The organism is Caballeronia sordidicola (genome assembly GCF_001544455.2).
GTDB lineage: Bacteria > Pseudomonadota > Gammaproteobacteria > Burkholderiales > Burkholderiaceae > Caballeronia > Caballeronia sordidicola.
Window position 1 is genome coordinate 370,307 of record NZ_FCOC02000001.1, and the last position, 18,235, is coordinate 388,541.

Here is an 18,235-nt window from a genome sequence, read left to right on the forward strand (position 1 = left end):
GCACTGCATTGCGGACGTACATGCGCGTATTCGGGCACGTACGTCCGCGGAAAGTCAGGCCAAAAGCCCTGTCTCGCGCAACGCGTTGCGCACGACGTCGTGATACCGCGCGTCGAGCGGCGTCAGCGGCAGGCGAATCCCGCTTTCCATGCGGCCAAGCGCAGTCAGCGCCCACTTCGCGGGAATCGGGTTCGACTCGCAAAACATGTTTTTATGCAACGACAACAGGCTCAGGTGGATCCTGCGTGCCGTGATGGCGTCACCCGCGAGCGCCGCACGGCAGAGTTCGCTCATTGCTCGCGGCGCGACGTTGGCGGTCACCGAGATGTTGCCGTGGCCGCCGAGCAGCATCAACGCGATGGCGGTCGGATCGTCGCCGCTATAGATGGCGAAATGGTCGGGCGCTTCCTTGATCAGGTTGGCCGCACGGTCGATGTTGCCCGTTGCTTCCTTCACGCCAATGATCCCCGGCACGTTCGCCAGGCGGAGCACGGTGTCGTGGCTCATGTCCGCAACGGTACGCCCCGGCACGTTGTACAGGATCACCGGCAGGTCAACCGATTCCGCAATCTTGCGAAAGTGCTGATACATGCCTTCCTGCGTGGGCTTGTTGTAGTAAGGAACCACTTGCAACGTGGCGTCCGCGCCGACTTCCTTTGCCGCACGCGCCAGTTCGATGGCTTCCGACGTGGAATTTCCGCCCGCGCCCGCGATGATCGGGAAACGCTTCGCCGTATGCTCGACGGCTGTTTTCACCATCAGCACATGTTCTTCAACGCAGAGCGTGGCCGATTCGCCGCTCGTGCCAACGACGACGAGCCCGTTCGAACCCTCTTCCACGTGCCAGTCGATCAGTTTTCGAAACGCCGGCAGATCGAGACTACCGTCCTCGTGCATCGGGGTGACGATGGCAGGAATGCTGCCGCGAATCTGGATGCCGCCGTGTGTTCCGTTTGTCATGAAACGCTATGAAATTGGTCGGTAAACTGCGATTGTAGCGGATTAGCCCTGCAGAACGTAACGATCCGGGGGTACGGCATTGTTACGGTCCGTAAGGCATGTGGACTCGTGCGTCGGCTCGGCTACAGCACAGATGCGCTGTACGCAGGATGCACGCGGCACGCTGATGAAACCATCCTGAAAAGCGACGACACGCAGGCGTCCGCGAACAGCGTCGAGCAGTTCGCCGGGAGTGAGCAGGAAGTCCGGATTCGATGGCTTGCCAAAGCGCGCGTTGCCTGCCGCGAAAGTCTCGTAGAGCAGCACACCGCTGGGCGCGAGGGCATCGATAAGAAATGGAAACAGCGGCCGATGCAGGTAGTTCGTGACCACCACGGCGGCGAACTTCTCGTCGTCGCGTAATGGCCAAGCCGCATTTTCGAGGTCGGCGCAGCGCGTGCTTACATGTTGCAGGGCAGCAAGATTCGCAAGGGCCACTTCATCGCGATCAAGTGCGAGAACGTCGTGCCCGCGCGATGCGAAATGGCGCGTGTGACGGCCATTTCCAGCTGCGACATCGAGCACCGCGCCGCCCCGCTCCACCAGATGGGACCATTGTTCGATCCATGCACTGGCGGTGGTCGGAGGCGTATGCGGCGCGGAAGTCGACATCTCTGAAGCGTCAGTTGTAGGACAAGCCCATCGCGTCGCGAACGTCGCGCATGGTTTCGGTCGCGAACTTGCGCGCCTTGTCGCAACCGTCGGCGACGATTGCGCGCAGCAGCGAAGGATCGTCCATGTACTTCTGGGCGCGCTCGAGCATAGGCTGCTGCTCGCGCAAGATCCCTTCGATCACCGGCTGCTTGCATTCAAGGCAGCCGATTCCCGCCGTGCGGCAACCCTTCTGCACCCATTCGTGCGTGGCTTCGTCGGTGTAGACCTGATGCAGTTGCCACACCGGGCACTTGTCCGGATCGCCTGGATCGGTGCGGCGAACGCGCGCCGGATCGGTTGGCATGGTGCGCACTTTCTTCGTGATGCTTTCGGCATCTTCACGCAAGCCGATGGTGTTGCCATACGACTTCGACATCTTGGCGCCGTCGAGGCCGGGCATGCGCGACGCTTCGGTCAACAAGACTTGCGGTTCGACCAGGATGATCTTGCGCGCGCCTTCGAGATAGCCGAAGAGCCGTTCGCGATCGTTCATGGACAAGCTCTGCGATTCCTGCAACATCGCGCGTGCCTGTTCGAGCGCTTCGTCGTCGCCTTCCTGCTGGTAGGCCACGCGCAACTCGTGATAAAGCTTCGAACGCTTGCCGCCGAGCTTCTTGGCGGCATCGAGCGCCTTCTCTTCGAAATCCGCTTCACGACCGTAAAGGTAATTGAAACGCCGCGCGATTTCGCGCGTCATCTCGACGTGCGGCACCTGGTCCTCGCCCACCGGCACAAGCGACGCGCGATACAGCAGGATATCGGCGGCCATCAATACCGGATAACCGAGAAAACCGTACGTGGTCAGATCCTTTTCCTTCAGCTTCTCGATCTGTTCCTTGTAGGTCGGCACGCGTTCGAGCCAGCCAAGCGGTGTGCCCATGCCGAGCAGCAAAGCGAGCTCGGCGTGTTCGGGCACCCGGCTCTGGATGAACAGCGTGGCTTGCGCCGGATCGATGCCGGACGCGAGCCAGTCGATCAGCACTTCCCACACGTTCTTCTCGATCACCTCGGGCGTTTCATAGTGCGTCGTCAGCGCGTGCCAGTCGACGACCGCGAAAAAGCACGGATATTCGGACTGCAGCCGCACCCAGTTCTTGAGCACGCCGTGATAGTGGCCTAGGTGCAGCGAGCCGGTGGGCCGCATGCCGGAGAAGATACGGTCAGGGAACATGGTTTTATTGAAAGAGCGAAGCAAGGGGATTCAGGACAGCCGACACCGCGACATACCCGGCGCTCACCAGCGGTCCGAGCCAGAAACGCGTCAGGGTGCCGGTCATGACCAGCGCCATCACGATAAAGAATCCATACGGCTCAAGCCGCGACAGCATGACCGACGCGCGCACCGGCAGCAACGCCATCAGCACACGCCCGCCGTCGAGCGGCGGCAGAGGGAACAGGTTGAGCACGCCGAGCACGAGGTTCACGCCAACGCCCGCCTGGGCCATGCGCGTGAAAAACGGTTCATGAACACCGAAGGCAGCGAGCAGCACGGCGACCACGCCCCAGATCAGCGCCTGCACGAAGTTGCTCGCCGGACCGGCGGCCGCGACCCACAGGCTGCCCCAGCGCGGATTGCGCAGGTTGCCGAACGCAACCGGAACGGGTTTCGCGTAGCCGAACATGAATGCGCCGCTCGTGACGAAATACAGCACCAGCGGAATGGCCAGCGTGCCGATCGGGTCGATGTGGCGCATGGGGTTGAGCGAAACGCGGCCAAGCACGTACGCCGTATTGTCGCCCAGCAGGCGCGCTGCATAACCGTGCGCGGCCTCATGCAGCGTGATCGCGAAGATCACGGGGAGCGCGTAGACCGCGATGGTTTGTATCAGGGAGGAATCCATAGCTCGCTATTGTATCAAGCAGTTGTGGCGCCACTCATGGCGGGTGTTTGCGAGCATTCGCGGGCGAAGCGCAGCGGCGCCCATTGTGTCAAAACGCTGAAAATGAAGTGAAGGAAACGCGACGAATCTGCTTCATTGCGCGCTGTCTTCCGTGAGGCCAAACGGCTCCAGGCTGCCGCGCCCCAGCCGCACGAGCACCGGTTCTTCACCGGTCAGGTCGATCACAGTCGATGGTTCCATCGGGCAGGCTCCGGCATCGATCACCAAGTCGATCTGTTTCTCCAGTTTTTCGCGGATCTCTTCGGCGTCATTGAGCGGATGCGTGTCGTTCGGCAAGATCAACGTGGAACCCAGCAGCGGCTGGCCGAGCGCTTCAAGCAGCGCCAGCGTGATGGCGTGATTCGGCACGCGCAGGCCGATTGTCTTGCGCGACGGATGCGAAAGACGCCGCGGCACTTCCTTCGTCGCCTGCAGGACGAAAACGTATGGACCCGGCGTCACGGATTTGATCAGACGATAATTCCGGTTATCGACAATTGCGAAATTCGACAATTCCGACAAATCCCGCACCAGCAGCGAAAGCAGTTGCTTCTCGTCGAGCCCGCGAATCCGGCGAATGCGCTCGACGGCATTCTTGTCGTCGAGATGACAGGCGAGCGCGTAGCTGGAATCGGTCGGCAACGCGACGATACCGCCGTCGTTGATGATCTGAACCGCCTGATTGATGAGGCGCGGCTGCGGATTATCCGGATGAATGCGAAAGAATTGAGACATGACCAAAGGACTTGAAAAATTGCTCGGGCGGACCGTCCGCCGGTTCGCCCGAGGTTTCCATGGGAACTCGGCAGAATACTCGCAAATGAATGCAGTTGCGCGACAAACCGTGTCGTGCTTCATCGCGCGGCACGCCACCGCGTCCGAGCCGGAACGATGATCTAGGAGATTGGGTCTGTCCGCTCAGCGCAAGACACTCGAACGCCTAGCGAAAACATTCCCAAACGGGTTTGAGATCGGCAGGAAGCGGCGGCAGTTGGCCCAGATCGATGCGACCCTCGCCCGCCGCGTGAAAATCCGAACCGCGCGACGCATAGAAACCATAACGGCGCGCGACGTCCGCATATTCGCGATACTGATCCGGCGTATGGCTGCCTGTCACCACTTCAATGGCGCGGCCGCCAAGTTGAACGAATTCGTCGAAAAGCGCGGCGAACTCGACCTGCGAGAAATCGTAGCGCCCCGGATGCGCGATGACCGCTTCGCCACCGGCCGCCTTGATCCATTTCATGGCGTCACTGAGTTTTGACCAGCGATGTCCGACAAAACCCGGCTTTCCCTCTCCGAGATATTTCGAGAACACGTCCGAGGTGGACTCCGCGTAGCCTTTATCGACGAGAAAACGGGCGAAATGGGTACGCGAAATCATGGCGGGGTCGTTCACGTATGTCAGCGCGCCCTCGTATGCGCCCGGAATGCCGATACCGGCGAGCGCCTCGCCTATTGCCTCGCCGCGCGCCGCGCGCCCGCTGCGGGTGGCAATCAGGCCGTCGATAAGCGCCTGGCATTGAGCGTCCACATTCAGCCCGACAACGTGTACCGTGCGCGCCGCCCAGGTAACCGAAATTTCGACACCGCCAACGTAGCCCATGCCGAGCGCCTTGGCCGCTTCGCTCGCCTCGCGCTGGCCGCCAAGCTGATCGTGGTCGGTAAGCGACCACAGCGTCACACCACCCGCGTGCGCACGCGCGGCAACCTCGGCTGGAGCGAGCTGGCCGTCGGAAATCGTGGAATGGCAATGCAGGTCGGCGTTCATCGTGAGAACTCTGGAGTCATACGTTCATTCTACTGCAACGCGTCAACGCGGTTCGGGACGCCGAACCGTCAAATTCAGGCGCAAAACGTCTCGACCAGCGCCGCAACGCGCTCGGGCTGATCGTGGTGCAACATGTGACCGGCGTTATCGATGAATTCCTCGCGCCAGTCCGGGAAAGCCGTAAAACGCTGCTTGAACTCATCGATGGGCACGTCCGCCGCGATCGCAGCCAACGTCGGCGATCCAACCGCTTCCACGTGCAGCACTTTCGCCGCGACCTTCGACCAGACGGCCATCACCTCATCCAGCCGATACAACAGCGGCCCGCGCAGCTTATGGGCAGGATCGGCGAGAAGATGGAAACGGCCGGCATCGTCCGGTTTCGACCAGTGCTCCGCCAAAAAACGCGCTTTCGCAAGCGGCAACCGCGGATTCGTGCGGATCAGGCGCTGGGCGACGGCGTCGAGCGTGGCGTATGTGCTGAGCGCTGGCGGCGCGCGCAAATCGTCCAGCCATTGCGCAAGGCGCGCGGGCGCTTGTGCAGGCTTCGTTGCGGCCATTCCAAAGCCTTCGAGATCGACCACCCGACGCACACGTTCTGGCCGCACGCCCGCGTACAGGCAAACCACGTTTGCGCCCATGCTGTGGCCGACCAGATTCACCGGCTCGCGCGGCGGCGCGTAGTGGTCAATCAGCGCGTCGAGGTCGGCGAGATAATCCTGGAACCAGTAATATCCGCTCCTGCCTTGCGCCACCGGCCAGTCCGACAGCCCAAAACCGCGTGCGTCGGGCGCAATGACCTGCCAATCGCCGGCAAGCGCATCGACGACGAACTGGAACGATGCCGAAACGTCCATCCATCCGTGCAGCATGAACAGGATGGGCGCGTCGGGCCGGCCCCAGCGGCGCACATGAAGGCGCGTGCCGCGTGCGACGACAAAATCGGAAACGGAGGCTTTCATCGGAGAGTTCATGGGGAGTTGGAATCGTCAAGGCCCGCCAGGACGCGCAGTTCGATTTCGTCGAAACCGGCGTCGCGGCGCGCTTCGAAATTGAACGGTCCACGCAGTTTCGGCGCGCGATAACGCTCGGCGAGTTGCTCGTACGTGACGTGCGGGTCGGCGCTGATTTCGTCGCACAAATGCCGGAACCAGCGATTGCCGATGAGCACGTGGCCAATTTCATCGTGCAGGATCACGTCCAGAATCGCCGCCGATGCGTGGTCGCCCGCCTGCGCCAGACGGCGGCGGATGGGCGGCGCTGCGTCGAGGCCGCGCGCTTCCAGCGTTCGCGGCACGAGCGCCATGCGCGCCAGCACGTCGCCGCGTGTGCGTTCGGCCATTTCCCAGAGGCCATCGTGGGCGGGGAAATCGCCATACGCGTGGCCGAATTCCGCCAATCTGGCGCTGAGCAATGAAAAATGCCGCGCTTCCTCCGCCGCCACTTTGAACCAGTCGAAGTAAAACGCCGCAGGCATCGACGGAAACCGCCAGACGGCATCGAGCGCCAGATTGATCGCGTTGAACTCGATGTGCGCAAGCGCGTGCAAAAGCACGGCGCGGCCGGCGTCGGACTGCATGCTGCGCCGTTTCAGCGAGGAAGGTGCGACCAGTTCGGGCACCGTAGGCCGTCCCGGCAGATCGAGTGGCTCGGCGATTACAGCTTCTGTGTCCAGCGCTGTTTCGCCCGCACCGGACAGCACGCGTTCATAAAACCGCTGTGCAGCGCCGGCCTTGGTGACAGGATCGCGTTCCCGCAGCAGCGCCAGCGCGGCGTGGCGCACGCTCTTGCAGGTGGAAAGGTCGAACTGTTCGGACATGATTCCCGTGTGTTTTGACATGGCTTATGACGGCGCGCGACATGCAAGCCGATGAACCGCTGAAATCAAGCGATCCCGCCGGTCACCCGCGCTCGCGCGTAGGTTCGCCGCAACCGGCTAAAATAGCGCTTTTCCGCAGCAATTTTCCGTTTCTTCGGCATGAAGCGCGCCGGGGCCGCAGTCTATAGCATCGACGGCAGCGATCTTCAACAGTTTGAAATTGGTTGTATTGTCCAGCCGCGGCACCAGGCCTGCCGGCCAATCCCGCGTTCAGCCAACAGGAGACACAGTGGCAATCTACAAGCTCGGCGACGCCGCCCCGACCATTCATGAAAGCGTGTTCGTTGCCGATACGGCGACCATCATCGGCCACGTGACGCTCGAAGAGAACTCGAGTGTCTGGTTCGGCGCGTCGCTGCGCGCGGACAACGAACCCATTGTGCTCGGCCACGGCAGCAACATTCAGGAAGGCGCGGTGCTTCATACCGATCCCGGATTTCCCATGAACATTGCGGCGAACGTAACCGTAGGCCATCAGGCGATGCTGCACGGATGCACGATCAAGGAAGGCGCGCTCATCGGAATTCAGGCCGTGGTCTTGAATGGCGCGGTCATTGGCCGCAACTGCTTGGTTGGTGCAGGCGCCGTGGTGACCGAGGGCAAGATTTTCCCCGATAACACCCTGATCCTTGGCGCGCCCGCGAAAGCCGTGCGTGAACTGACGGACGCGGATATTGCAAAGATGCAGGCCGGCACGCGTGGTTACGTGGAACGCCGCGAATACTACAAGGCGCAACTCGTACGGATCGGCTGAGAGCCGCTTTGTACATCGCGCGAAATCGATCAAAGGACTCAGCGTGGTAAACGATCAACTGCAAAAATTCATGTTCAATGCGGCGCCGGTGCGCGGCGAGATCGTCTCGTTGCGCGACACCTGGCAGGAAGTGCTCACGCGCCGCTCCTATCCGGCGCCCGTTCGCAATGTGCTGGGCGAAATGATGGCCGCTTGCGCGCTGCTCTCGGCGAATCTCAAGTTCGACGGCACATTGATCATGCAGATCTACGGCGACGGGCCGGTGACCATGCTCGTCGTGCAGTGCAATTCCGACCTGTCGCTGCGGGCGACGGCGAAACTGGCGGAATCCATCGAAGGCGCGAGCGAAACGCCCGTGCCCATCACCGACGACATGACGCTGCCCGAGCTGCTGAACCGCAACGGCCGCGGCCGTTGCGTTATCACGCTCGATCCGCGGGACAAGCAGCCCGGACAGCAGGCGTACCAGGGCATTGTGCCGTTGAGCGGCGAGCACGGCCCGCTCGCGTCGATGGCCGAAGTGCTGGAACACTATATGCATCATTCCGAGCAGCTCGACACGCGCATGTGGCTTGCCGCGAACACCGAACGTGCTGTCGGCATGCTGCTGCAAAAACTTCCGGGCGATGGCGGTATCGTTCCGCATCCGGGCGAGCACGATGCCGATACGTGGCAGCGCGTCTGTCATCTCGGCGGCACGTTGTCCAACGAGGAACTGCTGAAGGAAGAACCGGAAACTGTGTTCAAGCGCCTCTTCTGGCAGGAAAACGTACAGCATTTCGAGCCGGCCCAGGCGCGTTTCGAATGCACGTGCTCGCGCGAAAAAGTCGGCGGTATGCTGAAGATGCTGGGCCGTAACGAAGTCGACAGCGTGATTGAAGAGCGAGGCAGCGTGGAAGTGCACTGCGAATTCTGCAACCAGCGCTACGAATTCGATCCGGTGGACGTGGCGCAACTTTTTGTCGCGGGAGAAATCTCACAGGGTGTAAGCCCCGCGCCAGATCAGCGGCACTGAACAAGGTCGATGGGGCAAGATTTTTGTTGTCTGTAACAAGACGTCGCGGGATAGCGCCTAGCCGTTCTTCGACGTGGCATGATCCCTGTCCGATTAGTAGCCCGGCCCGCTGGAGGTCGACATGAAACCCCTTGGATGTGTATCGAAGAAACTGGTTGTTGTGATGTGTGGCGTTGCGGTGTTCTCGCTTGCCGGATGCATGATGGATCCGCCGGGACCATCGCCGGTTTATAGCCGTTTGCCCGCCGCACAGAATCAGGCGGCGCAACCGCTTTCAGCAGAAGAGCAGCAGCGCTACAACCAGATCGACCGGCAGGTGCTTGCCGAACAGCAGCAAGCCATGGCGGCGGAGGCTGCGGCCCAGGCGTACTCGCAGTACTATCGACCGCCTGTGACGGTCTACGGCGGGTATTCGAGCGGCGGATGGGGTAATCGGTGGGGCACGGGTATTGGGTTCGGTTATCCGGGATATTACTGGTAGCACGAGCGGTTCTTGACCGCTTCATAAGTGCTGCACCGACAAGAAAAAGCCGTTTCAACTCACGTTGAAACGGCTTTTTTTCAATCGTCCAGACCTGTTCAACCGCCGGCTTTCTTCTTCGCTGCGTCCTGCTTGTCCTTGGTTGCTTGCCGTTCGAACGCGCGGCGTTCTTCCTTCGACCGCGACACTGGATTCGGCACGACACGCAACGGCGCAGCCGATACCTGTCCACGCGTCGACGCATTCGATTGTGCGTTCACCGAGTTGGCCGGCGCAGGAGAATTCGGCGAGACGAACTGCACGAATACCTCACTGTCCTTCATCATGCCCATCTCGTACCGCGCGCGTTCTTCAACGGCCGCCGTGCCATTCTGCAGATCCGCGACTTCGCCTTGCACGCGTTCGTTGCGCAGCTTCAAATCGGCGTTCTTCTTCGTTTGATTCACCAGTTGCTGCTGCAGTTCGTGAACGCGCAACCAGCCACCGTGTCCCCACCACAACGGATACTGGATCATCGCCAGCAGCAGGATCAGGACAAAGGTGACAATCCGCATTTAAGAGGCGAGAGAAAAACGCTGGAACTCAACGGGTATTTCGGCGCCGCCCCGGGTTTGCTAAAACCCGGGGCGGCGGACTGAATCAATCGGCTACTTCCGGACTACTGCGTGACTATCGTCCGTTTTGATGAAAGCTTTAGCGCAAATTGTAGAAGGCCGACTTGCCAGGATAGCTGGCAATATCGCCGAGATCTTCTTCAATACGCAGCAACTGGTTGTATTTCGAAATCCGGTCGCTGCGCGACAACGAGCCCGTTTTGATCTGGCCGGCATTCAGGCCGACCGCGATATCCGCAATCGTCGAATCTTCCGTTTCACCCGACCGGTGCGAGATAACCGCAGTGTAACCCGCGCGCTTCGCCATTTCGATTGCTGCAAAAGTTTCCGTCAGCGTGCCGATCTGGTTGATCTTGATCAGGATCGAATTGGCGATGCCCTTTTCAATGCCTTCTTTCAGGATGCGCGTGTTCGTCACGAACAGATCGTCGCCCACCAGCTGGATCTTCTTGCCGAGTTTGTCGGTGAGGATTTTCCAGCCGTCCCAGTCGCTTTCGTGCATGCCGTCTTCAATCGACACGATCGGGAATTTGTCGGCGAGCGTAGCCAGATAGTCGGTAAATTCCGCCGACGACAACTGCAGGCCTTCGCCCGCAAGCTGATATTTGCCGTCGTGATAGAACTCGCTCGCGGCGCAGTCGAGCGCCAGCACGACATCTTCCCCCGCGCGATAACCGGCTTTTTCGATCGCCTGCACGATAGTCGACAGGCACTCGTCATTGCTGCCGAAGTTGGGCGCGAAACCGCCCTCGTCGCCCACGGCCGTGCTCATGCCGCGGTCGCTCAGGATCTTCTTGAGCGCATGGAACACTTCAGCGCCGCAACGCAACGCTTCGCGGAACGTCGGCTGGCTGATCGGAACAATCATGAATTCCTGGATGTCCAGGCTGTTGTTGGCGTGTGCGCCGCCGTTCACGATGTTCATCATGGGAACCGGCAATTGCATGGCGCCCGAACCGCCGAAGTATCGATACAGCGGCAAGCCGGCTTCCTCGGCCGCAGCCTTGGCTACGGCCATGGAAACGGCCAGCATGGCGTTGGCGCCGAGGCGCGACTTGTTGTCGGTGCCGTCGAGTTCGAGCAGGGTCTTGTCGAGAAACGCCTGTTCCGATGCATCGAGGCCCATGATGGCTTCGGAGATTTCGGTGTTGATGTGCTCGACCGCTTTCAGCACGCCCTTGCCGCCATAGCGGCCGGCTTCGCCGTCGCGCAGTTCGATTGCTTCACGCGATCCGGTCGATGCGCCGGATGGCACCGCTGCGCGGCCCATCGTGCCGGATTCAAGCAGGACGTCGCATTCGACGGTGGGGTTGCCTCGCGAGTCGAGAATCTCGCGACCGATGATATCTACGATAGCACTCATGGTTTCCTCAAGAAATGACGTTGAATCAGGTCAGACAGCAGGTCGGGTTCAACAGTTTGCGCGCGGAAAGATTGTGCCAGGCGCCTCAGACGCCTTCGACAACCATCATGTGCATCTCGGCCGCGCCGTCTCGCACGCTTCGCGCCGCTTCATACCCGGTTGAGTGGTACCACTTGACGGCGGTGTCGTAATCGTCGAATTCGATCACGACACCGCGCGGGAGCAGCGAACCTTCGAGGGTTTCGCTCTTACCGCCGCGAGCGAGGTAGCGCCCGCCAAATGCTTCGATTGCCGCAGCCGCCAGCGGCCGATACGCCGCGTATTTCTCCGGATCCGTAACGTTGGCGTTCACGATGACATAGCCTTTTGCCATTTCCTCTCCTCCCGATGCGATACAGGCGCCGCACCTGAATATCCAAGTGTGACGCCTTGCCTTGTTCTTTTAGCTGAAATCGTTCTCGAGGAACGGGCCGCTCTTCACGGCGCGATCCAGCGCGACGAGCGTCTCCAGCAGCGCTTCCATTCTGTGCAGCGGCACGGCGTTCGGACCATCGGACCTTGCGTTTGCCGGATCCGGATGAGTTTCCATGAACACGCCCGAAACACCCGTTGCGACCGCCGCTCGCGCGAGCACCGGAACGAATTCGCGCTGGCCGCCGGAACTCGTGCCCTGCCCGCCCGGCAACTGGACGGAATGCGTGGCGTCGAAAACAACCGGCGCATGGGTTTCCCGCATGATCGCAAGCGAGCGCATATCGGAAACCAGGTTGTTATAACCAAACGACACACCGCGTTCGCAGGCCATGAAACGGTCGTCGGACAAGCCGGCTTCGCGCGCGGCGTCGCGGGCTTTGTCGATGACGTTCTTCATGTCGTGCGGCGCGAGAAACTGGCCCTTCTTGATATTGACCGGCTTGCCCGAGCGCGCGCAGGCGTGAATGAAGTCAGTCTGACGGCACAAGAACGCGGGCGTCTGCAGCACGTCGACGACCGATGCCACCGCTTCGATCTCGTGTTCCGAATGGACGTCGGTAAGAACGGGCAAACCGAGTTGTCTTTTTACTTCGCCGAGAATCCGCAAGCCTTCGTCCATGCCCAGGCCGCGAAACGATTTGCCGGAACTGCGGTTGGCCTTGTCGTACGACGATTTGTAGATGAACGGTACGCCAACCTTGGCGCAGATTTCCTTCAGCCGCCCGGCAACGTCGATTGTCATCTGTTCCGATTCGACCACGCACGTGCCCGCGATCAGGAAGAACGGCTGGTCGAGACCGACCTCGAAATCACACAGCTTCATGCTTGCGCTCCAACAGAGACCGCAACGGCCGGAGCCGGATCGGCCGCGATTGCGGCCTGACCGTTCGCCTGGAGCGCCTGATGACGGGCGCGCGCCGCTTCGACGAATTCCTTGAAAAGCGGGTGGCCGTCACGCGGCGACGACGTGAACTCCGGGTGAAACTGCACGCCGACAAACCACGGATGCATGGATTGCGGCAGTTCCATCATTTCGGGCAAATCCTCGCTCGGCGTGCGCGCGCTGATCACCAGCCCGCCCGCTTCGAGTTGCGGCACGAACCGGTTGTTCACTTCATAGCGATGACGATGACGCTCGTTCACATCCGTGCCGTAGATGCGCGCCGCCATGGTGCCCGGCTTGATCGGACATTTTTGTGAACCAAGGCGCATTGTGCCGCCCAGATCCGACTCTTCCGTACGCTTTTCGACGCGGCCCGCGCGGTCATACCATTCGGTGATGAGCGCGACGACCGGGTTTGCGGTCGATGTATCGAATTCCGTGCTGTTTGCGTCCGCAAGCCCCGCCACGTCACGCGCGAATTCGATCACGGCCAACTGCATGCCGAGACAAATGCCGAGGTACGGCGTCTTCGATTCACGCGCGTACCGGATCGCCTTGATCTTGCCTTCCGTGCCGCGCGCGCCAAAACCGCCCGGCACGAGCACGGCGTCCAGGTGCTTCAAGGCCGCAACGCCGTCCGTGTCGATCTGTTCTGAATCGATGTATTCGATGTTGACCTTCGTCGACGTATGAATGGACGCGTGCTTCAACGCCTCGATCAGCGACTTGTACGACTCGGTCAGTTCCACATACTTGCCGACCATGCCGATGGTGACTTCGCTCTGCGGATTCTCGAGCTTCTGCACGAGTCCCGCCCACATGCTGAGGTCGGCCGGTTTTGCCGTGAGCTTGAGCTCTTCGCAAATGATGTTGTCGAGACCCTGGTCATGCAGCATCTGCGGAATCTTGTAGATGCTGTCCACGTCCCACACCGAAATGACCGCGTCTTCCGGCACATTGGAAAACAGCGAAATCTTCTGGCATTCGTCAACGGGAATCGGACGATCCGCGCGGCACAGCAGCACGTGCGGCGAGATACCGATCTCGCGCAGCTTCTGCACGCTGTGTTGCGTTGGCTTGGTCTTGAGTTCGCCCGCCGTGGCAATGTACGGCACGAGCGTCAGGTGCACGAAACACGCGCTGTTGCGTCCGAGGCGCAGGCTCATCTGGCGCGCGGCTTCGAGAAACGGCAGCGATTCGATGTCACCCACTGTCCCGCCAATTTCCACGATAGCCACATCCGGCTCGCCGCAGGTGGCCGCAGCCGCGCCGCGCTGCAGGAACGCCTGGATTTCGTTGGTGATATGCGGAATGACCTGCACCGTCTTGCCGAGATACTCGCCGCGGCGTTCCTTGCGGATCACCGATTCGTAGATCTGGCCGGTCGTGAAGTTGTTGGCCTTGCGCATCTTCGTGCTGATGAAGCGCTCGTAATGGCCGAGGTCGAGGTCCGTTTCCGCTCCGTCTTCCGTCACGAACACTTCGCCGTGCTGGAACGGGCTCATCGTGCCGGGGTCGACGTTGATGTAGGGATCGAGCTTGAGGAGGGTGACTTTCAGACCGCGCGATTCGAGGATCGCGGCGAGGGAAGCGGCGGCAATACCCTTGCCGAGGGAAGACACTACGCCGCCGGTGACGAATACATATTTGGTCATCGCTAGGTGCTCGCGGGAAAAACGGATTATACCCGAAAGGCGCCTCCGGACCCAGCGCCGGATCGGCCAAATTACATTGTGCGACGCATATTTACGGGCGAATTAAATGCCGGCCCGGCGAAGTCCAACCGGTGTTCGCAGTTCCTATGTCCGCAGCCTGTTAAGCACGCGTTGCACTGCACGCGCGGTTTCCACCGGATGTTCCATTGGAAACAGATGACTGCCTTCCATCCATTCCAGATGGCCGCCCACGATCCGCCGCGTCATATCCAGCCCGACCTGCCTCACTTCGCGCGAATGCGTTCCTGCAATAAACCCGACGGGCACCGGCACGCCATGCGCCACCCGCGCGCCCAACGTGCGCGGCAAGGTCTTGTAAATGCGAAATTCGACCTCGCGATCGAAAGCGAGCCTGCGCGGGCTGCCTGAAGCACCCAGGTTTTCGTGGTCAGCCGGAATAGCGAAGTCGATGTAGTCGGACAACATCCGCTCGTCCCAGCGCGCGAACGCTCTTTTTGCATGGAAATGGCGCCACGCTTCTTCGCGGCTTGACCACTGCACGCGGCGATTTTTTGTGGCGGCGGCGGGTGACAACCGTGTATCGAGCCCGGTCCATTGGGATATCCGCAGTAGATGGCTGCGCCAGCCCGCAATCACGGGCGAGTCCAGCATGACGACGCCCTTCACCCAATGCGGCCGTTTGAGCGCCGCCATTAACGACAAATAGCCGCCGAGCGAATGCCCCACCAGCCAGACTTTGACGTCGTGAGGGCGGGTCGCTTCGATGTCTTCCAGGAGTTCGTCCACGAGATGAGGCCAGTCGCGCGTGACCGGCAACCGCGGATTGTGGCCGAAGCGTTCGACGGCGCGAATCACGTAGTCGTCCGAGAGTTCGGCGAAGATCGTGCGATACGTCGACGCCGGAAAGCCGTTCGCGTGTGAAAAATGCAGGATGTCTTTCAAGCCTCGTGCCCTCTTCTTTTATTACCGCCCCATCCAGTAGCGCGCGTGCGTTTGCCGGAACCGTTCGATGGAAACGTCCGCCGAGACCTCCATGCGCGCCGCACCGTCTTCGTCGCTGCGAGACAACTCGATATGACGCAGCCGGTATCGTTCGAACACAGTCGGGTTTGGATGATTGAAACGGTTGCGGTAGCCTACCTGAAATACAGCGACGCGCGGCGCGACAGCGTCGAGGAAAGGCTCGGAAGAAGACGTCTTGCTGCCGTGATGCGGCACGATCAACACATCCGCCCGAAGCAACGCCGGATCTTGCTGCAATAGCTGGCGCTCGACGTCTGACTCGATATCCGCCGCAAGCAGCGCCGAGCGCCCCGCCGCGCTTGTTATTTTCAGCACGCACGAAGTCGCATTCGGCTTCGTGGCAAGCGGGCCGGCGCGCGGCCACAGCACGTCGAAGACCACGCCATCCCATTGCCAGCGCTGACCCGCGACGCATCGCAAAGAGTCGCTGCCTTTTTCACGAGCCGTCTGCCAGAGAGTCTCGTGCGGTCGCAGTGATGCCACGAACTGACGCACACGAATGCTTTCCAGCACGGCAGGCGCGCCGCCGGAATGGTCGGAATCCGAGTGGCTGATCATCAGCGTATCGAGCGTGAAAAGACCATGAGCAAAAAGATATGGCACGACCAGCCGCTCGCCGGCGCGGGTCGATTCCGGACCCGGGCCTGCATCGAAGAGCAAGGTGTGACGCGCCGTTTCCACGACGACCGATGATCCCTGTCCAATATCGAGCGCCGTCACGCGGAACGCGCCGCCTTGAGGCGCGTGCGACGGAGGAAAAACCAGCGGCAGCCACGTCAGCGGCGCGGCAAATCTCAACGGCCAGCCCGGTGGGGCCAGTGCCCAGGCCACGCCGAAAGCAGCGGCGGTCATAGCGAAGGCATCTGGCTGCGGCAGGCGCCAGAGCGTCCATTGAGGGCCCGACATATGCGCGAGCACGTCGCACATGAGCGTCAGCAAACTGTGGGCGGCACGGTAGGCGAAACCATCGAATGGCGCAGGCAACAGTACGGCGATCAAAACTGTTGGCGTAGCCAGGAAACTGACCCACGGAATCGCGAACGCATTGGCGAGCGGACCAAGCAACGGGATTTGAAAAAACCAGTACGCCGTAAGCGGCGCAAGCCCGATGGTGATGGCGTACTGCACGCGCGCACTTGCAGCGATCCGGCGGCCAACGCTCCGCGCGGCACGCTTGAGCCACGATCTCGAACGAGCGCTTGATCGATGAATCGCATCCACGATCCGGTCGCGCCAAAGCCGGCGCGCTCGTGGCTGACCATGCGCAATATCCGGGATCAGGTCTTCGTCACGCCCGGATTCGGCCGGCTCGTCCGCAATGCCGACCGACGCCCTCCTTCCTCTCGATGCAATCGCAAACAAAATAGCGGACACCGCGCAGAACGACAGCCAGAATCCCGCCGCCGTGACCGCCCATGGATCGAGCAGCAGCACGAGCGCCAATGCCCACGCGAGCACCAGCGACGAAGCAGGCCTGCGCCCGCTCAACACAGCGAGCGCAACGAAGCACAGCATCCACATCGACCGTTGCGCGGGCACGTTGAAGCCCGCCAGCGCGGCATAAAAGGCCGCGAATGCGGCCGCGGTAGCTGCAGCCGCTTTTTGCGCCGATACGATCAGCGGTAACGGCATGCCGCGCCATCGCAAGCGTCGCCACAACCATCCGCCGATCGACGCCGCAAGCCCCGCGACAAATCCAATGTGCAGTCCGGAGATCGCCACCAGATGGCTCGTGCCCGTTGCGCGCAGCAAGGCCCAGTCGGCGTCGCTGACCACGTCTTGTGCGCCAACCGCAAGCGCGACCACGATTCCCCGATGCGGCGCGCCAACCAGCGCCGCCAGCACGCGTTCACGCAACCGGGCACGCCAGCGGTCGATGGTCAATGCAAAACCGCGTGCGTCGGTGCTCAGGCGGCGGGCCGACTCCGGCATCGATACGTAACCGGTCGCACGAATGTTTCGGGCAAGCAACGCCGCTTCAGCATCGCCACCCCGGAAATTTGCGTTCCCCTGCGGGCGCTTGAGCCGCGCGACCAACGTCCAGCGCTGACCTGCCCAGAGCGGCGGAGGCGGCGCGGCGGCCAGCCCTCGCCTGGATGCATCGACTGCCATCCAGGACAACTGCACGACGCGCGGAAAATTCGCGATTTCCGTTTCGTTCGACTCGACTTCGAATAGAAAACGCGTTCCGTCCTCGCCCTCCAGCGGCAAACCACGCACAAACCCAGTCAACTCGATATTGCGGTTCTCGAACGCCACGGGCAGCGTGTATTGCAAACGCGCATCGGCGCGCCACGCGGCATAGGTGAAACCGACGATAAACGCGGCGACGATCAAGCAGGTGTTACGCGAGCGCGGCACGTAAAACGAGAGCAGACAGGTGCACGCAAAAGCACATAAAACGGCGCAAATAAACAACATGCTCGGCAACGCAGTCCGCTGTTGCAGCCACACAATGCCAAGAGCAAATCCGACCAGCATTCTCCGCACGCCCGCTCCTCAGAACCTTAATGCGAGCGCAAATGCATCGAAGGGCGCATTCCCTCCGATGCCTGCAATCGAACAATTAGAAAAACTGATTATGCTGAGATAAACGCGTGCCGGGACAGCACACCGACCGCGTTAGCCGTTGTGCCTAGAAAATTGCGGGCAACCCAACATTTGCAACTCGAAGCCGACATCAACAGGCTTCGGACGCGTATGCAATTGACACCTACACGTTCACACAATTTTTAACGGGAAAATAACGGAAACCGCGAGCAGTGAGCG

Annotated in this window: 18 protein-coding genes; 3 read left to right on the forward strand and 15 right to left on the reverse strand. The window is 61.1% G+C overall.

Going from position 1 to position 18,235, the window contains the following annotated elements:
• Window positions 1-54 precede the first annotated feature (54 nt).
• The 8 genes from dapA to AWB64_RS01680 all read right to left on the reverse strand — a co-directional run bounded on the left by dapA (window position 55) and on the right by AWB64_RS01680 (window position 7,123).
• Window positions 55-960 (reverse strand): 4-hydroxy-tetrahydrodipicolinate synthase, encoded by a 906-nt coding sequence (gene dapA, locus AWB64_RS01645; protein WP_060816875.1) that lies wholly within the window; start codon window positions 958-960, stop codon window positions 55-57.
• 42 nt (window positions 961-1,002) lie between these two features.
• Window positions 1,003-1,611, reverse strand: a complete 609-nt coding sequence (locus AWB64_RS01650) for a class I SAM-dependent methyltransferase (RefSeq protein WP_060816876.1) — start codon at window positions 1,609-1,611, stop codon at window positions 1,003-1,005.
• Between the two features lie 10 nt (window positions 1,612-1,621).
• On the reverse strand, window positions 1,622-2,824 hold the full coding sequence (locus tag AWB64_RS01655) for a tryptophan--tRNA ligase (protein WP_060816877.1): 1,203 nt from the start codon (window positions 2,822-2,824) through the stop codon (window positions 1,622-1,624).
• Window positions 2,825-2,828: 4 nt separating this feature from the next.
• Entirely contained in the window at window positions 2,829-3,494 is a 666-nt protein-coding gene (locus AWB64_RS01660) for a site-2 protease family protein (protein WP_060816878.1), read from the reverse strand.
• Between the two features lie 132 nt (window positions 3,495-3,626).
• Complete coding sequence (locus tag AWB64_RS01665) at window positions 3,627-4,268, reverse strand: L-threonylcarbamoyladenylate synthase (RefSeq protein ID WP_060816879.1); 642 nt, start codon at window positions 4,266-4,268, stop codon at window positions 3,627-3,629.
• A 205-nt stretch (window positions 4,269-4,473) separates the two neighbouring features.
• On the reverse strand, window positions 4,474-5,304 hold the full coding sequence (locus AWB64_RS01670; protein WP_060816880.1) for a 3',5'-nucleoside bisphosphate phosphatase: 831 nt from the start codon (window positions 5,302-5,304) through the stop codon (window positions 4,474-4,476).
• A 74-nt stretch (window positions 5,305-5,378) separates the two neighbouring features.
• Window positions 5,379-6,266: an alpha/beta fold hydrolase gene (locus AWB64_RS01675; protein WP_060816881.1), complete on the reverse strand. Its 888-nt coding sequence runs from the start codon at window positions 6,264-6,266 to the stop codon at window positions 5,379-5,381.
• Between the two features lie 8 nt (window positions 6,267-6,274).
• Window positions 6,275-7,123 carry a ferritin-like domain-containing protein gene (locus AWB64_RS01680; protein WP_060816882.1) on the reverse strand — a complete coding sequence of 283 codons (849 nt, stop codon included), beginning with the start codon at window positions 7,121-7,123 and terminating at the stop codon, window positions 6,275-6,277.
• 289 nt (window positions 7,124-7,412) lie between these two features.
• On the opposite strand from AWB64_RS01680, the gene AWB64_RS01685 reads away from it, so the two are divergent.
• The 3 genes from AWB64_RS01685 (at window position 7,413) to AWB64_RS01695 (ending at window position 9,433) form a co-directional block, all read left to right on the forward strand.
• Window positions 7,413-7,937, forward strand: a complete 525-nt coding sequence (locus AWB64_RS01685; RefSeq protein WP_060816883.1) for a gamma carbonic anhydrase family protein — start codon at window positions 7,413-7,415, stop codon at window positions 7,935-7,937.
• Between the two features lie 70 nt (window positions 7,938-8,007).
• Entirely contained in the window at window positions 8,008-8,952 is a 945-nt protein-coding gene (hslO, locus tag AWB64_RS01690) for an Hsp33 family molecular chaperone HslO (RefSeq protein WP_060817164.1), read from the forward strand.
• Window positions 8,953-9,115: 163 nt separating this feature from the next.
• Window positions 9,116-9,433: a hypothetical protein gene (locus tag AWB64_RS01695; RefSeq protein ID WP_082850349.1), complete on the forward strand. Its 318-nt coding sequence runs from the start codon at window positions 9,116-9,118 to the stop codon at window positions 9,431-9,433.
• A gap of 98 nt (window positions 9,434-9,531) precedes the next feature.
• Here AWB64_RS01695 and ftsB read toward each other — a convergent pair whose 3' ends face one another.
• The 7 genes from ftsB to AWB64_RS01730 form a co-directional block, all read right to left on the reverse strand.
• Window positions 9,532-9,987, reverse strand: coding sequence for a cell division protein FtsB (ftsB, locus tag AWB64_RS01700; RefSeq protein WP_060816885.1), 456 nt, complete (start codon window positions 9,985-9,987; stop codon window positions 9,532-9,534).
• 139 nt (window positions 9,988-10,126) lie between these two features.
• Entirely contained in the window at window positions 10,127-11,410 is a 1,284-nt protein-coding gene (eno, locus tag AWB64_RS01705; protein WP_060816886.1) for a phosphopyruvate hydratase, read from the reverse strand.
• 85 nt (window positions 11,411-11,495) lie between these two features.
• Entirely contained in the window at window positions 11,496-11,783 is a 288-nt protein-coding gene (locus AWB64_RS01710; protein ID WP_060816887.1) for a DUF1330 domain-containing protein, read from the reverse strand.
• A gap of 69 nt (window positions 11,784-11,852) precedes the next feature.
• On the reverse strand, window positions 11,853-12,707 hold the full coding sequence (gene kdsA, locus AWB64_RS01715; protein WP_060816888.1) for a 3-deoxy-8-phosphooctulonate synthase: 855 nt from the start codon (window positions 12,705-12,707) through the stop codon (window positions 11,853-11,855).
• Window positions 12,704-14,422 (reverse strand): CTP synthase, encoded by a 1,719-nt coding sequence (gene pyrG, locus AWB64_RS01720; RefSeq protein ID WP_060816889.1) that lies wholly within the window; start codon window positions 14,420-14,422, stop codon window positions 12,704-12,706. Before pyrG ends, kdsA begins: the two co-directional genes overlap by 4 nt.
• A 144-nt stretch (window positions 14,423-14,566) precedes the next feature.
• On the reverse strand, window positions 14,567-15,385 hold the full coding sequence (locus AWB64_RS01725; protein ID WP_060816890.1) for an alpha/beta fold hydrolase: 819 nt from the start codon (window positions 15,383-15,385) through the stop codon (window positions 14,567-14,569).
• A 21-nt stretch (window positions 15,386-15,406) separates the two neighbouring features.
• A complete protein-coding gene (locus AWB64_RS01730) occupies window positions 15,407-17,956 on the reverse strand; it encodes a DNA internalization-related competence protein ComEC/Rec2 (RefSeq protein WP_060816891.1) in 2,550 nt (849 codons plus the stop codon).
• Window positions 17,957-18,235 lie beyond the last annotated feature (279 nt).